The organism is Rhizorhabdus sp. P4_G5, assembly GCF_056401065.1.
Window position 1 is genome coordinate 129,865 of record NZ_JBFUKB010000002.1, and the last position, 16,536, is coordinate 146,400.

Annotated in this window: 12 protein-coding genes; 9 read left to right on the forward strand and 3 right to left on the reverse strand. The window is 65.5% G+C overall.

The window, feature by feature from the left end; all coding sequences use genetic code 11:
- The first annotated feature begins 71 nt into the window (after positions 1 to 71).
- A complete protein-coding gene (locus AC1DQK_RS02955; protein ID WP_477867239.1) occupies positions 72 to 836 on the forward strand; it encodes a DUF6065 family protein in 765 nt (254 codons plus the stop codon).
- A 42-nt stretch (positions 837 to 878) separates the two neighbouring features.
- Here AC1DQK_RS02955 and AC1DQK_RS02960 read toward each other — a convergent pair whose 3' ends face one another.
- Positions 879 to 1,610 carry an SIMPL domain-containing protein gene (locus AC1DQK_RS02960; RefSeq protein ID WP_477867241.1) on the reverse strand — a complete coding sequence of 244 codons (732 nt, stop codon included), beginning with the start codon at positions 1,608 to 1,610 and terminating at the stop codon, positions 879 to 881.
- A gap of 219 nt (positions 1,611 to 1,829) precedes the next feature.
- On the opposite strand from AC1DQK_RS02960, the gene AC1DQK_RS02965 reads away from it, so the two are divergent.
- From AC1DQK_RS02965 to AC1DQK_RS02990, 6 genes are all read left to right on the forward strand, one after another.
- Positions 1,830 to 3,002, forward strand: a complete 1,173-nt coding sequence (locus AC1DQK_RS02965; RefSeq protein ID WP_477867243.1) for an efflux RND transporter periplasmic adaptor subunit — start codon at positions 1,830 to 1,832, stop codon at positions 3,000 to 3,002.
- 17 nt (positions 3,003 to 3,019) lie between these two features.
- Complete coding sequence (locus tag AC1DQK_RS02970; RefSeq protein ID WP_477867245.1) at positions 3,020 to 6,109, forward strand: efflux RND transporter permease subunit; 3,090 nt, start codon at positions 3,020 to 3,022, stop codon at positions 6,107 to 6,109.
- A gap of 121 nt (positions 6,110 to 6,230) precedes the next feature.
- Positions 6,231 to 7,502, forward strand: a complete 1,272-nt coding sequence (locus AC1DQK_RS02975; RefSeq protein WP_477867247.1) for a DUF445 domain-containing protein — start codon at positions 6,231 to 6,233, stop codon at positions 7,500 to 7,502.
- A gap of 326 nt (positions 7,503 to 7,828) precedes the next feature.
- Complete coding sequence (locus AC1DQK_RS02980) at positions 7,829 to 8,575, forward strand: response regulator transcription factor (RefSeq protein ID WP_477867249.1); 747 nt, start codon at positions 7,829 to 7,831, stop codon at positions 8,573 to 8,575.
- 35 nt (positions 8,576 to 8,610) lie between these two features.
- A complete protein-coding gene (locus AC1DQK_RS02985) occupies positions 8,611 to 9,687 on the forward strand; it encodes a FecR family protein (RefSeq protein ID WP_477867251.1) in 1,077 nt (358 codons plus the stop codon).
- The gene (locus AC1DQK_RS02990) at positions 9,641 to 11,896 is read left to right on the forward strand and encodes a CHASE2 domain-containing protein (protein ID WP_477867253.1); all 2,256 of its coding nucleotides are present in this window, start codon (positions 9,641 to 9,643) and stop codon (positions 11,894 to 11,896) included. Before AC1DQK_RS02985 ends, AC1DQK_RS02990 begins: the two co-directional genes overlap by 47 nt.
- A 108-nt stretch (positions 11,897 to 12,004) precedes the next feature.
- Here the strand turns inward: AC1DQK_RS02990 and AC1DQK_RS02995 are convergent, their stop codons facing one another.
- Together AC1DQK_RS02995 and AC1DQK_RS03000 are read right to left on the reverse strand one after the other, a co-directional pair.
- Positions 12,005 to 13,522 (reverse strand): hypothetical protein, encoded by a 1,518-nt coding sequence (locus AC1DQK_RS02995; RefSeq protein WP_477867255.1) that lies wholly within the window; start codon positions 13,520 to 13,522, stop codon positions 12,005 to 12,007.
- An 86-nt stretch (positions 13,523 to 13,608) separates the two neighbouring features.
- Complete coding sequence (locus tag AC1DQK_RS03000) at positions 13,609 to 14,814, reverse strand: TIGR04063 family PEP-CTERM/XrtA system glycosyltransferase (RefSeq protein WP_477867257.1); 1,206 nt, start codon at positions 14,812 to 14,814, stop codon at positions 13,609 to 13,611.
- A gap of 63 nt (positions 14,815 to 14,877) precedes the next feature.
- Here AC1DQK_RS03000 and AC1DQK_RS03005 point away from each other — a divergent pair, with 63 nt between their 5' ends.
- Complete coding sequence (locus tag AC1DQK_RS03005; protein WP_477867259.1) at positions 14,878 to 15,075, forward strand: hypothetical protein; 198 nt, start codon at positions 14,878 to 14,880, stop codon at positions 15,073 to 15,075.
- Positions 15,068 to 16,522, forward strand: coding sequence for a putative O-glycosylation ligase, exosortase A system-associated (locus AC1DQK_RS03010; protein ID WP_477867261.1), 1,455 nt, complete (start codon positions 15,068 to 15,070; stop codon positions 16,520 to 16,522). The genes AC1DQK_RS03005 and AC1DQK_RS03010 overlap by 8 nt, the downstream gene beginning before the upstream one ends.
- Positions 16,523 to 16,536: the final 14 nt, after the last annotated feature.

Here is a 16,536-nt window from a genome sequence, read left to right on the forward strand (position 1 = left end):
GTTGCAAGCCTCTCGACAGAGCCCGGCCGTAACGCCAATCATGGCATCAATCGTTCGGGGCATCATCACCTATGACCAGTCGCGCCAAGCTCATCGCCTACGGCTTGCCGAGGCAGCCGCTCGAAATTCGCCCGGCTCCCTATGAGCGCGACTGGATGGACGCGACCGACCAGCGTTATGCCTATCGCTGCCTGCCGCTGACGATCGCCAATGCCCATGGCTGGGAGATTCTCTGCCCCGCCGGATTTTCCGCCTGGTGGGACGGCAGCCGGACCTCCGACGCGATCCGCATCACCCCCGACGACGAAAACCACAAGCCGGCGATCAGCCATTTCGGCTATGGCGTCCTCACCTTCCACATTCCGGCCGTGTTTCGCACCGATGCCGGATATGACCTGATGGTGCAGGGCCCAATCAACCGGCCCAAGGACGCCATCGCGCCGCTGTCGGGCATGGTCGAAACCGACTGGACCCCCTTCACCTTCACGATGAACTGGCAGTTCACCCGGCCCAACACCGTGATCCGCTTCGAGCAGGGCGAAGCCTTCTGCCATGTCTTCCCGGCCCGGCGCGGCGAACTGGAGAAGATCATGCCCGAGGTGCGGCCGATCGCCGACGAGCCGGAGTTGAAGGCGGCGTTCGACGCCTGGACCGCGAGCCGCGCCAATTTCCTCGACGGGCTCAGGAAGCCCGATTCCGAGGCTTCGGCCGCGAAGTGGCAGAAACATTATTATCGCGGCCAGAACCTCGATGGCACCGGTATCGCCGCCGACGATCACCGCACCAAGATCCGCCTCCAGCCCTTCCGAAAGAGCGAGGAAAGCGACGGGGGGTGAGGCGCGGTTCATCCGTCCACAGATGAACCGCGCGATAGAGTGCTAATTCAGTTCGAACGTCACCGAGACGCTGATCGCGACCTTCTGCTCGCCCGCCTCGATGGAGGAATCCGCCGACTCCTTGGCGCGCGCCATCATCATTTGCATCGGACGGGGTATGGCGTCGTAGCTGCCCTCGCTGATCGCGACGATCCGCGTGACCCGCAACCCCGCCGCTCGGGCATAGAGCGCCGCCCGCGCCCGCGCCGCGGCGATTGCCTTTTCGCGGGCCTGATCGAGCAACGGCTCCGGCCTGTCGATCGAGAGCGCCGGGCCGTCGATCTGGTTGGCGCCGGCCGCGACCAGCGAGTCGAGAATCGGCCCTGCGGCCTTGATATCGCGGAAGCGCACGCTCACGCGGCTCGACGCCTGATAACCCGTGATCACCGGCGGCTGATTGTCGGCATAGCGATATTGCGGATTGAGGCTGATCGCGGTGGTCTGGATGTCCCGATCGGCAACGCCGGCCTTGCGGATAGCGGCCACCGTAGCAGCTGTGCGGCGCGCATTATCGCTCATCGCCGTCGCCGCGGTAGCCGCCTGGGTGACGACTCCTGCGCCGATCGTGGCGATGTCGGGCACCGCGCTCACCTCGCCGCTTGCGATCACGTCCAGCCGGGTGCCGGCCATCGGCGGACGCATGGTCGCTTCAGCCGGCTCCTGCGCCGCCGCCGGGCCCATCAGCGCCAGCGCCAGCGGCACCACGAGGGCAATGTTGCGGGTGTTATCTCCCATTTCGGTTTAGCTCCTGCTTTGCCGCCCACTTCGCGACGTGCTAGGGATATATCGATCATCGCTGCACATGGGCTGAACGCCTTACGGGTGCGAAATGATCCAAGCTCTGGCTCGATGAGGGTGATATGGCGCCGTGCCCTTGAGCGAGGTGACATATTGATATAATACAGTCCGATCGTCATCAGGGCTCGATGGGCCGGCAGTGGAAAGCGTATGGGGATGAACGTCGAATCCGGCATCCAGTCTGACTATAAAGTATATGATTATGATGGCGGCCGGGCTCGACGGCGGCGCCTGATCATCATCGCTGCGGTGATCGCCGTGCTGCTGCTGGCGGTCTTCATCGGTATCGCCATGTTCGGCAAGAAGGACGCAGCGCCACCTCCACCACCGCCGGGCGTAACCGTCATCGTTCCCGGTCGCACCGATATCGCCGCCGCCATCAACGCGACCGGTACGCTGTTCGCGAAGCGCGAGATGCCGGTGGGCGTCGCTGGAGAAGGCGGCATGGTCCAACGCGTGCTGGTCGAGCCGGGCGACTGGGTCGCCGCAGGCCAGACGCTTGCCGTTATCGAGCGCTCGGTCCAGGCGCAGGAAGCCAATTCGCTCGCCGCCTCGGTGCGCGTGGCGCAGGCCGATGCCGCTCTGGCGCAGGCCGAGCTCGATCGCGCCAAGGCGCTGGTCGCGCGCGGCTTCATCTCCAAGGCCGATATCGACCGCAAGACGGCGAGCCGCGACGCCGCGGTCGCCCGGGTCGCGGTGGCCCGCGCCCAATATGGCCAGACGCGGGCCCAGATCGGCCGTCTCGACATCCGTTCGCCCGCCGCCGGCCTGGTGCTCACCCGCGCCGTCGAGCCGGGCCAGGTTGTCAGCCCGTCCAGCGGCGCGCTGTTCCGCGTCGCGAAGGGCGGCGAACTCGAAATCCGGGCGCAGCTGGCCGAGCAGGATCTCGCCAGGCTCAAGGTGGGCGACACCGCGCAGGTAACGCCCATCGGCGGCACGCGCGCCTTTCCCGGCACGGTGTGGCAGATCTCTCCCGTGATCGATCCCCAGACCCGCCAGGGTGTCGCGCGCGTGCAGATGCGCTACGATTCGGCCCTTCGCCCTGGCGGATTCGCCTCGGCCTCGATCCTGAGCGGCACGGTCTCTGCACCGCGCCTGCCGGAGTCCGCAGTGCTTAGCGACGAAAAGGGAGCGTTCGTCTATGTCGTCGGCCCCGACAACAAGGCAGCCCGGCGCGACGTGAAGACCGGTGATGTTACCGATGCGGGCGTGGTGATCCTTTCGGGCCTGCAGGGCAACGAGAAGGTCGTCTTGTCGGCCGGCGCCTTCCTGAATCCGGGCGACAAGGTGACGCCGCATCTTTCGTCGCCGGCTGCCGCCGGCCGCTGACAGATCGGACCCGAGACATGAACAACATCTCAGCCTGGGCGATCCGGAACCCGATCCCGCCGATCGTGCTGTTCATCGCGCTGACGCTCGCGGGGCTGATCAGCTTCGCGCGCATGGACATCAACCAGATGCCCGACATCAGCTTCCCCGCGGTGCATGTCGAGATCACGCAACCCGGCGCCGCGCCGACCGAAATGGAGACGCAGATCACGCGGAAGGTCGAGGCGGCCGTCGCCTCTATCGGCAACGTCAAGTCGATTACCTCCTATGTGACCGAGGGCACGTCGGGCACCAACATCGAATTCCAGCTCGGCACGCCGGTCGATCGCGCGGTCAATGATGTCCGCGATGCCGTCGCCAAGATCCGGTCCGACCTGCCCGAGGGGATTCTGGAACCGCAGGTCTCCCGCATCGAAATCGAGGGCGGTCCGATCGCTTATTATTCGGTCGAGGGCATCGACATGACCCTCGAGCAGCTCAGCTGGTTCGTCGACAACACCGCGATCAAGCGGCTGCAGGCGATCGACGGCATGGCGGCGGTGTTCCGTGGCGGCGGCGTTTCGCGCGAGATCCGGGTGATCCTCGACCCGGCCCGCATGCAGGCGCATGGCGTTACGGCAAGCCAGGTCAACAATGTGTTGCGCGCCACCAATCTGAATGCTGCCGGAGGACGGGCCGAACTGGCCGGCGCCGAACAATCGGTTCGCGTGCTCGGAAATGCCGCCTCCGCATACACACTCGGCGAAACGCAGATCTCGATGGGCGACGGCCGTACCATCCGGCTGTCCGACATCGCCACCGTGCGCGATTCCTATGGCGAGCAGCGGTCGCTGGCCAAGATGAATGACCGTCAGGTGCTGTCGATCGGCATCCAGAAGGCCAAGGGCGCGTCGGACGTTGAGGTTTATGACAAGGCACAGAAAATCCTGAAGGACCTTCGCGCCGAAAACCCGAACATCCAGTTCAAGGAACTGTACACCAGCGTCGTCTATACCAAGGAGCAATATACGTCCGCGCTTCATGCCATGGTCGAGGGGTCGGTGCTGGCCGTAGTGGTGGTGTTCTTCTTCCTCCGCGACTGGCGCGCGACGCTGATCTCGGCGCTGGCGATCCCGTTGTCGGCGATCCCCGCCTTCTGGTTCATGAGCATGATGGGCTTCACGCTCAACACGATCAGTCTGCTCGCGCTCAGTCTCGTCGCCGGCATTCTGGTCGACGATGCCATCGTGGAAATCGAGAATATCGTCCGCCACATGCGGATGGGCAAGACCGCCTACCAGGCCTCCATGGACGCTGCCGACGAGATCGGCCTTGCCGTGGTGGCAACCACGATGGCGATCGTCGCGGTGTTCGTGCCGGTGTCGTTCATGCCCGGCGTCCCCGGCCAGTTCTTCAAGCAGTTCGGGCTTACCGTCGCGGTCGCCGTGCTGATGAGCCTGCTCGTCGCGCGCCTTATCACGCCGATGATCGCGGCCTTTTTCCTGAAGGCCGAGGGCGTCAAGGAACATGGCGGCGGCAAGACCATGGAGAAATATCTCGACCTTCTGAAATGGTCGCTCGTCAATCGCTGGAAAACCATCGGGCTCGGCGCCGTCGCATTCGTCGCTACGATCGGGCTGATGGCAACGATGCCATCCGAGTTCCAGCCACCGCTGGACGTCGACTATAGCCAGGTCAAAATCGAGCTGACGCCAGGCGCGCGCATCGTTGAGGACACTCAGAAGATTGCCGACGAGGCGGTGGCGATCCTGCACAAGCAGCCGGAGGTCGAGAATGCCTTTGCATCCATCGGCGACGATGGCGACACGCGTTTCGCGAACATCTACATCACGCTGAAGCCAGCGAAGGACCGCGACCGGACCAGTATCCAGTTCGAACGCGACACCGCGCCGCTGCTGTCCCGAATCCCCGATGCGCGCGTCAATTTCCAGTCGCAGACCGGCGGCTTCGGTCGCGACATGACGATCATGCTCGCGGGTGACGATCCGGTGAAGCTGCAGTTCGCAGCGCAATCCTTGATCGATCAGATGCGCGGCATATCGCTGGTCCGCGATCCGCGGATCGACGGCGATATCCAGCGTCCCGAACTCATCATCAAGCCGAGGCTCGATCTCGCCGCCGATCTTGGCGTGACCACGGCCGCGCTCAGCCAGGCGATACGGATCGCGACGCTGGGCGACATCGAGCAGAATATGGCGAAATTCTCGCTCAGCGATCGTCAGATTCCGATCCGCGTGTCGCTCAGCGAGGACTCGCGCCGCGACCTTTCGACGATCCAGAACATGCCGGTGCAAACCACCGCCGGCGGCACCGTGCCGTTGCGCGTCGTCGCGGACATCCATTTCGGTACCGGGCCATCGAAGATCCGGCGGTACAACCAGGTCCGGCGGCTCGTGATCGGCGCCGATCTGGCCCCCGGCGCGGTCAGCAGCGACGCCTATAAGGCAGTCTATGCCACGCCAATAATGAAGAAGCTGCCCGTCGGGGTCCGCCAGGTGAAGGTCGGAGATCAGGAGTTCCAGGAAGATCTGATCTCGGGCTTCATCATCGCCGTCCTGTCGGGGGTCATGCTGGTCTTCGCGGTGCTCGTGCTGTTGTACAAACGGGTGCTGCCGCCCTTCGTCAACATGGGCTCGCTGCTGCTCGCGCCGCTCGGCGGCATCGTCGCGCTGAAGCTGTGCGGCATGTCGATCTCGATGCCGGTCTATATCGGCCTGCTGATGCTGTTCGGGATCGTCGCCAAGAATTCGATCCTGCTGGTCGACTTCGCGATCGAGGAAATGCGCCATGGCGCCAACCGCACCGACGCGATCCTGGAAGCTGCCCACAAGCGCGCCCAGCCGATCGTGATGACCACGGTAGCGATGATCGCCGGCATGTTGCCGATCGCGCTCGGGCTGGCCGGCGACAGCAGTTGGCGGGCGCCGATGGCGGTCTGCGTGATCGGCGGCCTTGCGCTGTCGACGCTGCTGACCCTGGTGATCGTCCCTGCCGGCTTCACCCTCGCCGACGATCTCGAAAAGTGGATCGGCCCCAAGCTTGGCCGCGCGCTGGTCAACAACGAGCCGCACCGGATCGAACCGGGCATGCCGCAGCCCGCGGAGTAGCGCGGCTTCTGCCGACTTGACGGATATAGGCATCACGCGGCACGCATCGAGACGCTCCACAGGCGAGGCAGGCAGCTATCGTTTCGGTTGAACATTTACGCGCGACAGCCATTTGGTCCGCATGACCATATTGCAAGCCACCGGACTCGACCGCTTCAATCCCGCACAAGGCGGGGTGCGCGGCATGCGGATCGTGGCTTCCGGGCTGCTGGTCATCATGGCCGCGCTCTATCTGTTCGCCCGAGCGCAGGAAGCACCCGGAGCATCGACGGGCTGGGGCTATCTGCGCGCTTTCGCCGAAGCCGCGATGGTGGGCGGCCTGGCCGACTGGTTTGCGGTCACCGCGCTGTTCCGTCACCCGCTCGGAGTGCCGATCCCGCACACCGCGATCATCCCACGTAACAAGGATCGCATCGGCAACAGCCTCGCGGCTTTCCTGCGCGTCAATTTCCTGACGGCGTCGGTCGTCGCCCGGCGGATGGGACGGGTCGATGTGGCCGGCGCGATCGGCCGTCTGCTGGCGGCACCGCCAGCGGGCGGACGGACGCGCGCCGGCGTCGGCCGCGCGCTGGCGACGATCCTGGAGTCGCTCGGCGACGACCACTTCGGGGCCATGGTGAAGAACGCACTCGCCAGCCGATTGCGCGGGTTCGACATCGCCCCCCTGCTCGGCCGCACCCTGGACGCCGCGATCGTCGAGAACCGGCATGCCGAGATGCTCGACGGCGTCATCGGCTGGGCGGGCCGGATCCTGCTGCACAATGAAGCGATGATCCACGAAATGGTGCAGGCGCGCGCCGGCAAGATCATGAAGTGGACCGGATTGGACGAGAAGCTGTCCACCGCGATCATCGAGGGGCTGCACAAGCTGCTCGACGAGATGTCGACCGATCCCGAACATCCGGTCAGGCTGAAGGCGCAGGAGGGACTGGAACAACTGGCGGACAAGCTGCAGCACGATCCCGAAACCCGCGCCACGGTGGCGAGGCTCAAAGCCGACATGCTCGAAAGTCCGGCAGTGACCGCCTGGCTGGACACGCTGTGGCAGGGCGCGCGGCTGCGCCTGATCGAAACCGCGCGGGATCCCAATGCCGCGCTCGGCGGCCATGTCGGCGATGCGCTCCGCACGCTTGGCGCCACGCTGCAGAACGATGCCGGTCTCAAACGGACGATCAACCGTTTCACCCGCCGCATGACGGTCGGCCTCGTTGCCGATTATGGCGACAATATCGTCAAGTTGGTGTCGGAGACGATCCATGGCTGGGACGCCGGGACCGTGACCCACCAGCTGGAAAACGCCGTGGGCCGCGACCTGCAATATATTCGGGTCAACGGCACATTGGTCGGGGGGCTGATCGGCATAGGCCTGCACGTGCTGGCCGGGATCATCTAACCCGAATCGAGCGCGAATACGCAAAGCAACGGGTGCAACAGCAATGCCGGCGACGCCGAGCCTTGGCCTGTCAGGGCAGACAGGCCGGCCAGGTGGAGGGGAGCAAACCCCAGTCCCGGCCCCCGATCCTCTGCAGCGCCGGCATTACGGCCGCGACCTTAACTATGATCGTCCGCAATACCTTGTGAACGATTGCAAATTCGCGCTTTGTTGCATCCATAACGGTGCATATCGGCCGAGCTTCCACGCAGCGAGGCGAGACAATTATGCGCGGTGCGCGGCGCCGGCTCTTGGCATAGACCGTTACGGCGGGCATGCTTACCGGCATGGACCACCCCACCAGGCCCCTGGCTGCGCCGGATGACAGCATGCGCATCGCCGTCCTCGACGACGAACCGTCGGCACGGGCGTTCGTCATCCAGGCGCTGATCGACGCCGGCCATCATTGCTACGAATTCCAGAACGCCCGGACGCTGACTTCCAAGCTGCGGCAGGACACGTTCGATCTCGTCGTCCTGGACTGGAACATGCCGGACAAGAGCGGCGTCGAGATCATCCGCTGGATGCACGAGAACATGGACAAGCCCGTCCCCTCATTGCTGCTGACCAACCGCAACAGCGACGAGGACATCGTCACCGGGCTGCAGGCCGGTGCGGACGACTATGTGATCAAGCCGGTGCAGCCGCCGGTGCTGCTGGCGCGGATCGCCGCGATCCACCGCCGTACAGGTCCGCGCGAGGCGCCTGGCGCGAATGAGAGCTATGGGCCCTATACACTGCTCCCCGGACGCCAGACCGTGACGGTCGAGGATGAATCGATCACCCTGACGGCGAAGGAGTTCGAACTGGCGGCCACGCTGTTCCGGAATGTTCACCGACCGCTGTCGCGCTCCTATCTGCTGGAGATGGTCTGGGGCCGCAATCCGGACCTGCCGACGCGCACGCTGGACGCCCATATCTCGCGCATTCGCGCCAAGCTTGGCCTGCGCCCGGAACGCGGCTTTCGCCTGGTACCGGTCTATAGCTATGGTTACAGGCTCGAAGCGCTCGAAGCGGAGGCTAGCGGAAACTGATACGGATAGGGGGGCATCGTCATCTGCTGGTTCTCATGGGCGCGCTGCTGGCGCTGCTCGTGAGCGCGCCGCTGTACGCTGTGCCGGTCGACCCGCCCTATCGCTACACCGTGCGCAACGGCGACACCCTCTATACGCTGGCCGCGCGATATCTCTCCAAGACCGGCGACTTCCAGACCGTCCAGCGGCTGAACAAGATCGCCGACCCCTATCACCTGCCCCCTGGCATGGTGCTGCTGATCCCCGATGCGCTGCTCAGGACCGAGCCGGTGATCGGTGAAATCGCATCATTCCGCGGCGTGGTGACGGTCGATAACAGGCCGGTCGCGGTCGGCACCAGCGTGCGCCAGGGCATGCGGGTGGAGACGGGCGCCAACGCCTTCGTCACGGTCAGGCTGCCGGATGGAAGCTCGATCTCCCTGCCCTCGCAGAGCCGGATACGGATCGACAAGCTGCGCCGCGTGCTGCTGTCGGGCGGCCTCGACCGCAACTTCGTCCTGGAAGCGGGGCGCTCGCGATCGACCGTCACCCCGATCCTGGACCCCGCGAGCAACTTCCGGGTGACGACGCCGCTGTCGGTGTCCGCCGTCCGCGGTACCGATTTCCGCGTGGCGTTCGACGCTGCTGAAGGCCGCGCACTGACCGAGGTGGTCGGCGGCACCGTGGGCGTGGCGCCCGATGCGGACAAGGACCAGACCGAAGTCCCCAAGGCGTTCGGCGTGATCGGCACCGCGGCCGGCATCGAGGGGCCGATCGCGCTGCTGCCTCCGCCAGTGCTGCTGCAGATGGAAAGGACGGCTACGGGGATGGTCGTCACGATCAAGCCCATCGAGGGCGCAGCGCGCTATCGCGTCCAGCTTGCCACCGATACGGCGTTCAAGGACGTTTTCGACGAGGCGGTCACAGAGCAGCCCAGCGCCAGCTTCACCCTCAGCACGGGCGTCTCCTTCTACGTCCGTCTGACGGCGATAGCGCCCTCCGGCCTGGAGGGCCTACCCGCCACCTTTGCGCTGGGCCAGCGGATTGCCGCTGCGTCCGGGGAACATCCGTCGAGCATGACCGGCAATGACCGAACCGAACCAGCGTCCGGTCCCGGCAAGACTCTACGCTGAATGGCTGGCGGTCGCGCTGGCCGCCTCCCTGCTGGTCGCCGGGCTGGTGCTCGGGCGGCTCACGGAGCGGCTCGACCATATCGTCTATGATCATGCGCTGAGCGTCACTGAGCGCGCTCCACCGGATGACATCGTCGTCGTCGCGATCGACAATCGCAGCCTGCAGGCGATCGGCCGCTGGCCCTGGCGACGCCGGATCCATGCCCGGCTGCTCGACCGGCTGGCGGAGGCCCACCCGCGCACGATCGGCTATGACGTGCTGTTCGTCGAGCCTACCGCCGACGACCCTGTCCTCGCCGCAGCGGTACGCCGCAATCCCACATATCTGCCGCTGGTGATCGACGTGCCGGGGAAGGACGGCACCGCCTATGATGTGGCACTCCCCGCCGGTGAGCTCGCAGCCGCAGCGACAGGGATCGCACAGGTCAACCTCCGCTTTGACGGCGACCGGGTGATCCGCAAAGCCTATCTCGAGGAGGGCGGCAACGGTCGCAGCTGGCTGCAGCTCGCAGCGATGATGGCCGGGTTGGCGTCGGCTCCCGCTGCCGAGCGCGGCAAGCCCGGGCTATGGCAGACACGGCCCGTGCTGATCCCCTATGGCGGCGCGGCGGGCCATATCCGCACGCTCTCGTTCGTCGACCTGCTCGAGGGCCGCGTCCCCGCCGAGCTGCTCACCGGCCGGCACATACTGGTCGGCGCGACCGCTGACGGAATGGGCGACAGCTATCCCACGCCGACGTCGGGGACGACCAGCCAGATGGCCGGTGTGGAAATCCAGGCGCAGCTGCTCGACGCGCTGCTGCGCGGGGAAACGATCACGCCGGCCGCCGATGGCTGGACGCTGGCGGCGGCGCTGGCAGCGCTGTGGGCGCTGCTGCTGGGATTCCTGCTACTCAGTCCGCGCGGCACCGCCAATCTCGCGCTTGCGGTCAGCTGCGCGACGGTCGCGCTGACCTTCGGCCTGTTCCGGATCACCCATATCTGGTTGCCGCCCTCGGCCACGCTGATCGGGCTGTTGTTCGTCTACCCGCTATGGGGCTGGCGACGCCTGCAGGCCGTCAGCAGCTACATGACCGGCGAATTGCGCCAGCTTCAGGGCGAGGACGATGGTCTTCCCCGCAAGCGGGGCACGGGCAGCCGCCGCGAAATCACGCTCCAGGCAAGCCTGCTCGGCCAGGCGATCGATCGGCTGCGCGACTTGCGGCGCTTCCTGTCGGACGCCATCGGGCGATTGCCCGACGCCCTGTTCGTGACCGACCTCGATGGCAGGCTCGCGCTCACCAACGCGGAAGGGCGTCGGCTGGCGGCACGGCTGGGCATCCCGCTCGATCGCGGCGCCGACCTGCGGGCATTGCTGGCGCGGCTCCACGCCACAGATGGCGGCCCGCTCTCCCCCTTCGCCGCCGGCGCCCCGATCGAAGGCAGCGCCGAGGCGGCGGCCGAAGATGGCGGGTGCTTCGCCACGCGCTATGTCGCCCAACGCGACGCCGCGGACATACAAGTAGGGTGGATCGTGCGTATCGTCGACATCAGCCCGCTCAAGCAGGCCGAGCGCCACCGTGACGAGGCACTGCAGCTGCTCAGCCACGACATGCGCGCGCCGCAATCTGCGATCCTGACGCTGCTGCGGGGAGCCGACGCCCGCGTCCCGGAACCGATAGCGGCGCGGATCGAAAGCCTCGCCAATCGCACGCTCGACCTGGCCGAGGACTTCGTCCAGCTCGCGCGCGCCGAAGCCAAGCCGCTGGAAAATGAGCCGGTTGATCTCAACGACGTCGCGATCGATGCGGCCGACACGTTATGGCCAGAAGCCAAGGCTCGGGGGATCAATGTTGCGATGGAAGGCATCGACGAACCGCACCTCATCGATGGTGACCGCCAACTGCTGACCCGCGCGGTGATCAACCTGATCGGCAATGCAATCAAATATAGCGACGAGGGCACTGTACGCTGCACCCTGGCCAGCAGCGGCAGCCATGTTCGCCTGACGATCGCCGACGAGGGAGCCGGCATGACCGAGGAGCAGCTCGGCAAGCTGTTCGCCCGCTTCCAGCAGGGCCCGCGGGAGGGCGTCGGCCTCGGCCTCGCGCTCGTCCGCACGGTGGTGGCGCGGCACGGCGGAACGATCAGCTGCGACAGCACGCCCGGGAAGGGCACCAGCTTCGCCATCGAGCTTCCGCAGAGCGAGGCGATAGAAGGCCGCAGTTGATGGCGGTTTGAGCGAATCGTCACCCCCTCACATCCAGGGTAGGGACGAGCCTAGCGAAGCTTATCCTTGCATATTGATGCTGGGATCGCCGCTTCGATGAAGCGGAGATCAGCGCTTCACCATGCTGCGCAGCAAATCGAGCGTGACGTGCAGGGGTTGGTCGAGCAACGCGTCTCGGCCCCCGCCAAAGGCCTGGGGCGTCGGCGCCGCCGGAGGCTGCAGCTGAGGCTGCTGAAGCACGGGCTGCAGCGTATGTACCGGTTCGGGAGGCGGCGCTATCGGCGGCGGCGCGGCATAACCGGCGGGCAGGTCGGCGCGCGGCGCAGTAACCGGCGCCTGCAAGGTTGGAGCAACCGGGGAACGGCGATTCTGAAGACCACGCTCGAGCCTTGCCAGCAGATCCTCCAGCCTCGCCCGATCGAAGCCGGGCTCCGAGGATGTGCGAACGGCCGGCAGCTGCGCGGAGGTTGGCGGCGCCGGCATGGCCTGCGGAGATAGCGGCTCGTGGACCTGCGGCTGCGGAGCAATCGACTGCACCGGCTGGGTGAGACGCGCTTCGGGTGCAGCGGAAGACCGCGAAGAAGGCTGCAACGGCGCGGGCACTGGCGCTGGCCATTCTAGCGGTGGCATCGGCTGCGCGGCAGCAATGGGCGCCGGCGGAGCGGTCTCCACCTGCCCGGCGAGCGGTTCGGGCAGGATCGACGCCGCCGGAGCTGCGGACTGCTCGGCCGGCTGCTGGGGCTCGGGCCGGGGCCCTGGGGCCGGAAGCCAATTCGGCATCCCGGCAATCGGCTGGGGCGCAAGGTCAGCCCCGGGCAGTGACGGTGAGGCGACCTCCTGCCGAGATGCTTCCGCGCTGGGCAGGTCGAGTTGCGGCCAGGAGGCCGGAAGCCGGCCATCGGCGTCCCGGCTCTCCGGCGCGCGCCACAACCCGGCGCCGCCCTGCGCCGGCGGCACACTGGGCGTCGGCTTGCCTGCAGGCGCGGTCGGGAACAATGGCGGCGGCACGATCGACTGCAGCGGCGGCGGTTGCAGTGACGGCGCGTGAAACGGCGGCGGCGCAGCGACAGCTGAGCCCTGGGCGCCAGGGATTATCTGGTCGATCGGCGGGATCTGCTGATCGATGCCGGGATTCGACGCCGGGCTTTCGCCGAACACCATACCAGCCCGGGGCGGATCGCCGATGTCCGTCCGTGCCGACAGCGGACGTCGCGCATCGCCGAAAGCGGGTGGATTCCAGTCCCCTGCAGGCAGCGGGGCCGGGGTGACGAGATCGAACGGATCGGTGGGACGGAAGGCATCGCCGTCCTCGTCCTCATAATCGTCCTCGCGCTCCCGTATCAGCGTCCGCATCCCGGCGCGGCCGAACAGCAGCCAGTCCACCAGCACCCAGCCGATGCCCGTCGTGAGAATGCCGGCCAGCACCGCGAGCAGCATCCGGTCATTGGGCGATATCGGCGGCTCGGCCTGAACCATGAGCCTGGACAGCCGGGTGGTCGTCGTCACCGCTTCGAGCATGTGGATGGGCACGGCGAACACGAAAAAGGCCGCAGCTATTCCCAACAGCAGCGCCAACAGCGCACCCATGACGAGGCTGGACCGTCGACGCGTCTGCTTCTGAACCATCGGAACGCCCATATCCAAAATCTTATCGCCTACTATTACGGCGAAATTGGGATTCATTTGCCGCCGAAAACAAATGCCAAAATATTTCAGCCCGCCGTCCTGGCGACCAAGCGCTGATAAACCGGCCGATAGCGCGCGACATTCACGCTCCAGTTGCGCTCGCGCTCCACAAAGGCGCGGGCGATATCGCGCCGCCTGTTCCAGCCGCTCCTGTCATCGAGGAGCCCCGCAAGCGCCTCGGCAATTGCCATAGGATTGTCGGGCCGGAACAATGTGCCAGTCACCCCATCCTCAATCAGTTCGCGATGACCGCCGACATCCGATGCCGCCACCAGCCGGCGCTGCGCCATCGCCTCCAGCGGCTTGAGCGGCGTGACCAGGTCGGTGAGCCGCATCGACTTGCGCGGATAGGCCAATATGTCGGTGAGGCTGTAATAGCGCTCCACCTCCTGGTGCGGCACGCGCCCGACGAAGCGGATCCGGTCCGCGGCCGGGGACGCCACAGCCTGGGCGCGCAACGCCGCCTCCATCGGCCCGCCCCCGACAAGCAGCAGCACCGCCTGCGGCCGCCGCGCGACAAGCATCGGCATCGCCGCGATCAGGTCGTCGAGCCCCTCATAGTCATAGAAGGAGCCGATGAAGCCGATCACGTCGGCGCCGTCGAGCCCAAGCTGCGCAGCAAGCGCCGCATCCCGCGGTGGAGGATCGCCGAACAGGTCGAGATCGACGCCATTGGGCGATACCATGATCTTGTCGGCCGCGATGCCGCGCCGCACCAGATCCGACCGCAAGCCTTCGCAGATCACCGACACCGCATCCGCACGCCGAACGACATATGTCTCCAGCATGCGGGTGAGGCGATACATCGCCGAACCTTCGCAGCCTGTACCGTTGCCCACTGCGGCATCTTCCCAGAAGGCCCGTATCTCATACAGGAACGGAATTTTCAGCCGGCGCGCGGCGCGCAGGCCAGCCAGGCCGATCATCGCAGGCGAATGGGCGTGGATGATGTCGGGCCGCCATTCGGAAGCCACTTCGACCGCCCGCCTGGTCAGCGCGCCGATTTCGCGCAACTCGCCGATCGGCGGCCGTGCAGCCCGGGCCGGCGGCGTCCGCCGGAAGCTCAGCCCCTCCTCTTCGGCAGGGTCGGGCTGCGGGGCATTGTAGCGCGGGCCGGTCACGCCGAGCACGTCCCAGCCCATCGCGATCTGCGCCTTGAGGATCGCCCGTGTGCGAAAAGTATAGCCGCTGTGTATGGGCAGGCTATGATCTAGGATATGGAGAAGCTTCATCTGTAACGAAACGCGCATGAAGAGGCTTTCATTGTCAACCGGAATCGGGTCGGGACACCGTTCATGATCGACACATTGTCGCTATTACTGGCCCATTTCCTGCTCGGCTTCGTCGCTCTAAAGATGCTCGTCCATCCTCATCTCAACGAGGAGCCGAACGAGACGGGCCGGCATTTCAAGACGGTGCTCCCCAAAAAGCAGACGCCAAGACGCGCCGGGGTGGAAACCGGCGAAATCAGGCCTGGCTCGAACCGTGCGTGACCTTTTCCTGATCGGCTTCCTGGTCGGGATCATGCTCCTGGGATTTCGCCGGCCCTTCCTGTTTCTGTGCACCTATATCTATGTCGATATCGTGTCGCCGCAGCGGCTGTCCTACTATCTGCTGAGTTCGGTTCCGATATCGCTGATGGTCTTCGTGGCGTCGTTCGCCGGCTGGGCGATGAACGACGACAAGAGCCTGAGCAAGCCGACCCCACGCCAGATATTGCTGATCATCCTGCTGCTGCTGTGCGCCTACACGACGGCGACCGCGGACTATCCCGATGCCGCGGCGGAGAAATGGGACTGGGTGTGGAAGGCGATGGTGTTCGCCATCTTCATGCCCGTCACGCTTTATACGCGCGTGCGCATCGAGGGCATCCTGCTGTTCATGCTGCTGTCGATTTCATCGATCGCGATCGTCGGCGGCATGAAGACACTGGCCGGCGGCGGCGGCTATGGCACCCTCAACCTCATGGTCGCCAACAACAGCGGCATGTACGAAAGCAGCACCATATCGGCCTTCGCGATCTCGTCGATCCCGCTGATCCTGTACATGGCGAAATATTCCACGATCGTGGTTCCGACGATATTCTCCAGACTCTATTGGTACGCCTTCGCCTTCGCCTGCCTGCTGATCCCGATCGGCACCCAGACCCGCACCGGGCTGCTATGCATCGTGCTGATGGCCGTGCTGGAGCTTCGCGCGGCGCGGCGACGGATGACCTATCTTGCCATCATGGCCGCCATCGTCATCGGCGGCATTCCCTTCCTGCCCAAAAGCTACACGCAGCGGATGGACACAATCCAAGGCTACCACGCCGATGCTTCCGCTTCGACCCGGCTGGCGGTGTGGAAGTGGACGATCGAATATGCGAAGGATCACCCGTTCGGCGGCGGCTTCAATTCGTACATCGGCAACAAGCTCGAGATCGACATGAGCTATAAGACCGCCGACGGCACCGTGGTCAAGATGATCGGCTACGATGCCGGCCGCGCGTTCCACAATGCCTATTTCGAGATGCTCGGCGAACAGGGCTATCCGGGCCTGGCGATCTTCCTGATGGTGCACCTGATCGGCATCGTCCGGATGGAGGTGATCCGACGAACCTACCGCAAGCACCAGGGCGAAAATGCCTGGGTCTCGCCGCTGGCGGCCGCGCTCCAGAACGGCCATCTGATCTATATGCTAGGCTGCTCGTTCGTAGGCATCGCCTTCCAGCCGTTCATCTATTTCATGATCGCGGTGGAGATCGGCTTTGATCGCTATGTGCAGACCCATATCAAGAAGCGGGCCTGGAATCCGTTCCGCAAGCGCCGGCGCGAAATCGAAACCGAAGCGCAGATCGCACAGGAAGAGGAACCTCATCCCGAAGCTCCCACGCCCCAGCCGACTATGGCGGAACGGCGCCGAACGCAGCCTCGTTGGGGAACGATGAGCGGAAAATGACGGGTGTTCGAATG

Coding starts and splice junctions, on each gene's coding strand:
- AC1DQK_RS02980 (WP_477867249.1), top strand. CDS start 7,829: ATGGACCACCCCACCAGGCCCCTGGCTGCGCCGGATGACAGCATGCGC.
- AC1DQK_RS03000 (WP_477867257.1), bottom strand. CDS start 14,814: ATGAAGCTTCTCCATATCCTAGATCATAGCCTGCCCATACACAGCGGC.
- AC1DQK_RS03005 (WP_477867259.1), top strand. CDS start 14,878: ATGATCGACACATTGTCGCTATTACTGGCCCATTTCCTGCTCGGCTTC.
- AC1DQK_RS02995 (WP_477867255.1), bottom strand. CDS start 13,522: ATGGTTCAGAAGCAGACGCGTCGACGGTCCAGCCTCGTCATGGGTGCG.
- AC1DQK_RS02960 (WP_477867241.1), bottom strand. CDS start 1,610: ATGGGAGATAACACCCGCAACATTGCCCTCGTGGTGCCGCTGGCGCTG.
- AC1DQK_RS02990 (WP_477867253.1), top strand. CDS start 9,641: ATGACCGAACCGAACCAGCGTCCGGTCCCGGCAAGACTCTACGCTGAA.
- AC1DQK_RS02985 (WP_477867251.1), top strand. CDS start 8,611: ATGGGCGCGCTGCTGGCGCTGCTCGTGAGCGCGCCGCTGTACGCTGTG.
- AC1DQK_RS02965 (WP_477867243.1), top strand. CDS start 1,830: ATGAACGTCGAATCCGGCATCCAGTCTGACTATAAAGTATATGATTAT.
- AC1DQK_RS02975 (WP_477867247.1), top strand. CDS start 6,231: ATGACCATATTGCAAGCCACCGGACTCGACCGCTTCAATCCCGCACAA.
- AC1DQK_RS02970 (WP_477867245.1), top strand. CDS start 3,020: ATGAACAACATCTCAGCCTGGGCGATCCGGAACCCGATCCCGCCGATC.
- AC1DQK_RS02955 (WP_477867239.1), top strand. CDS start 72: ATGACCAGTCGCGCCAAGCTCATCGCCTACGGCTTGCCGAGGCAGCCG.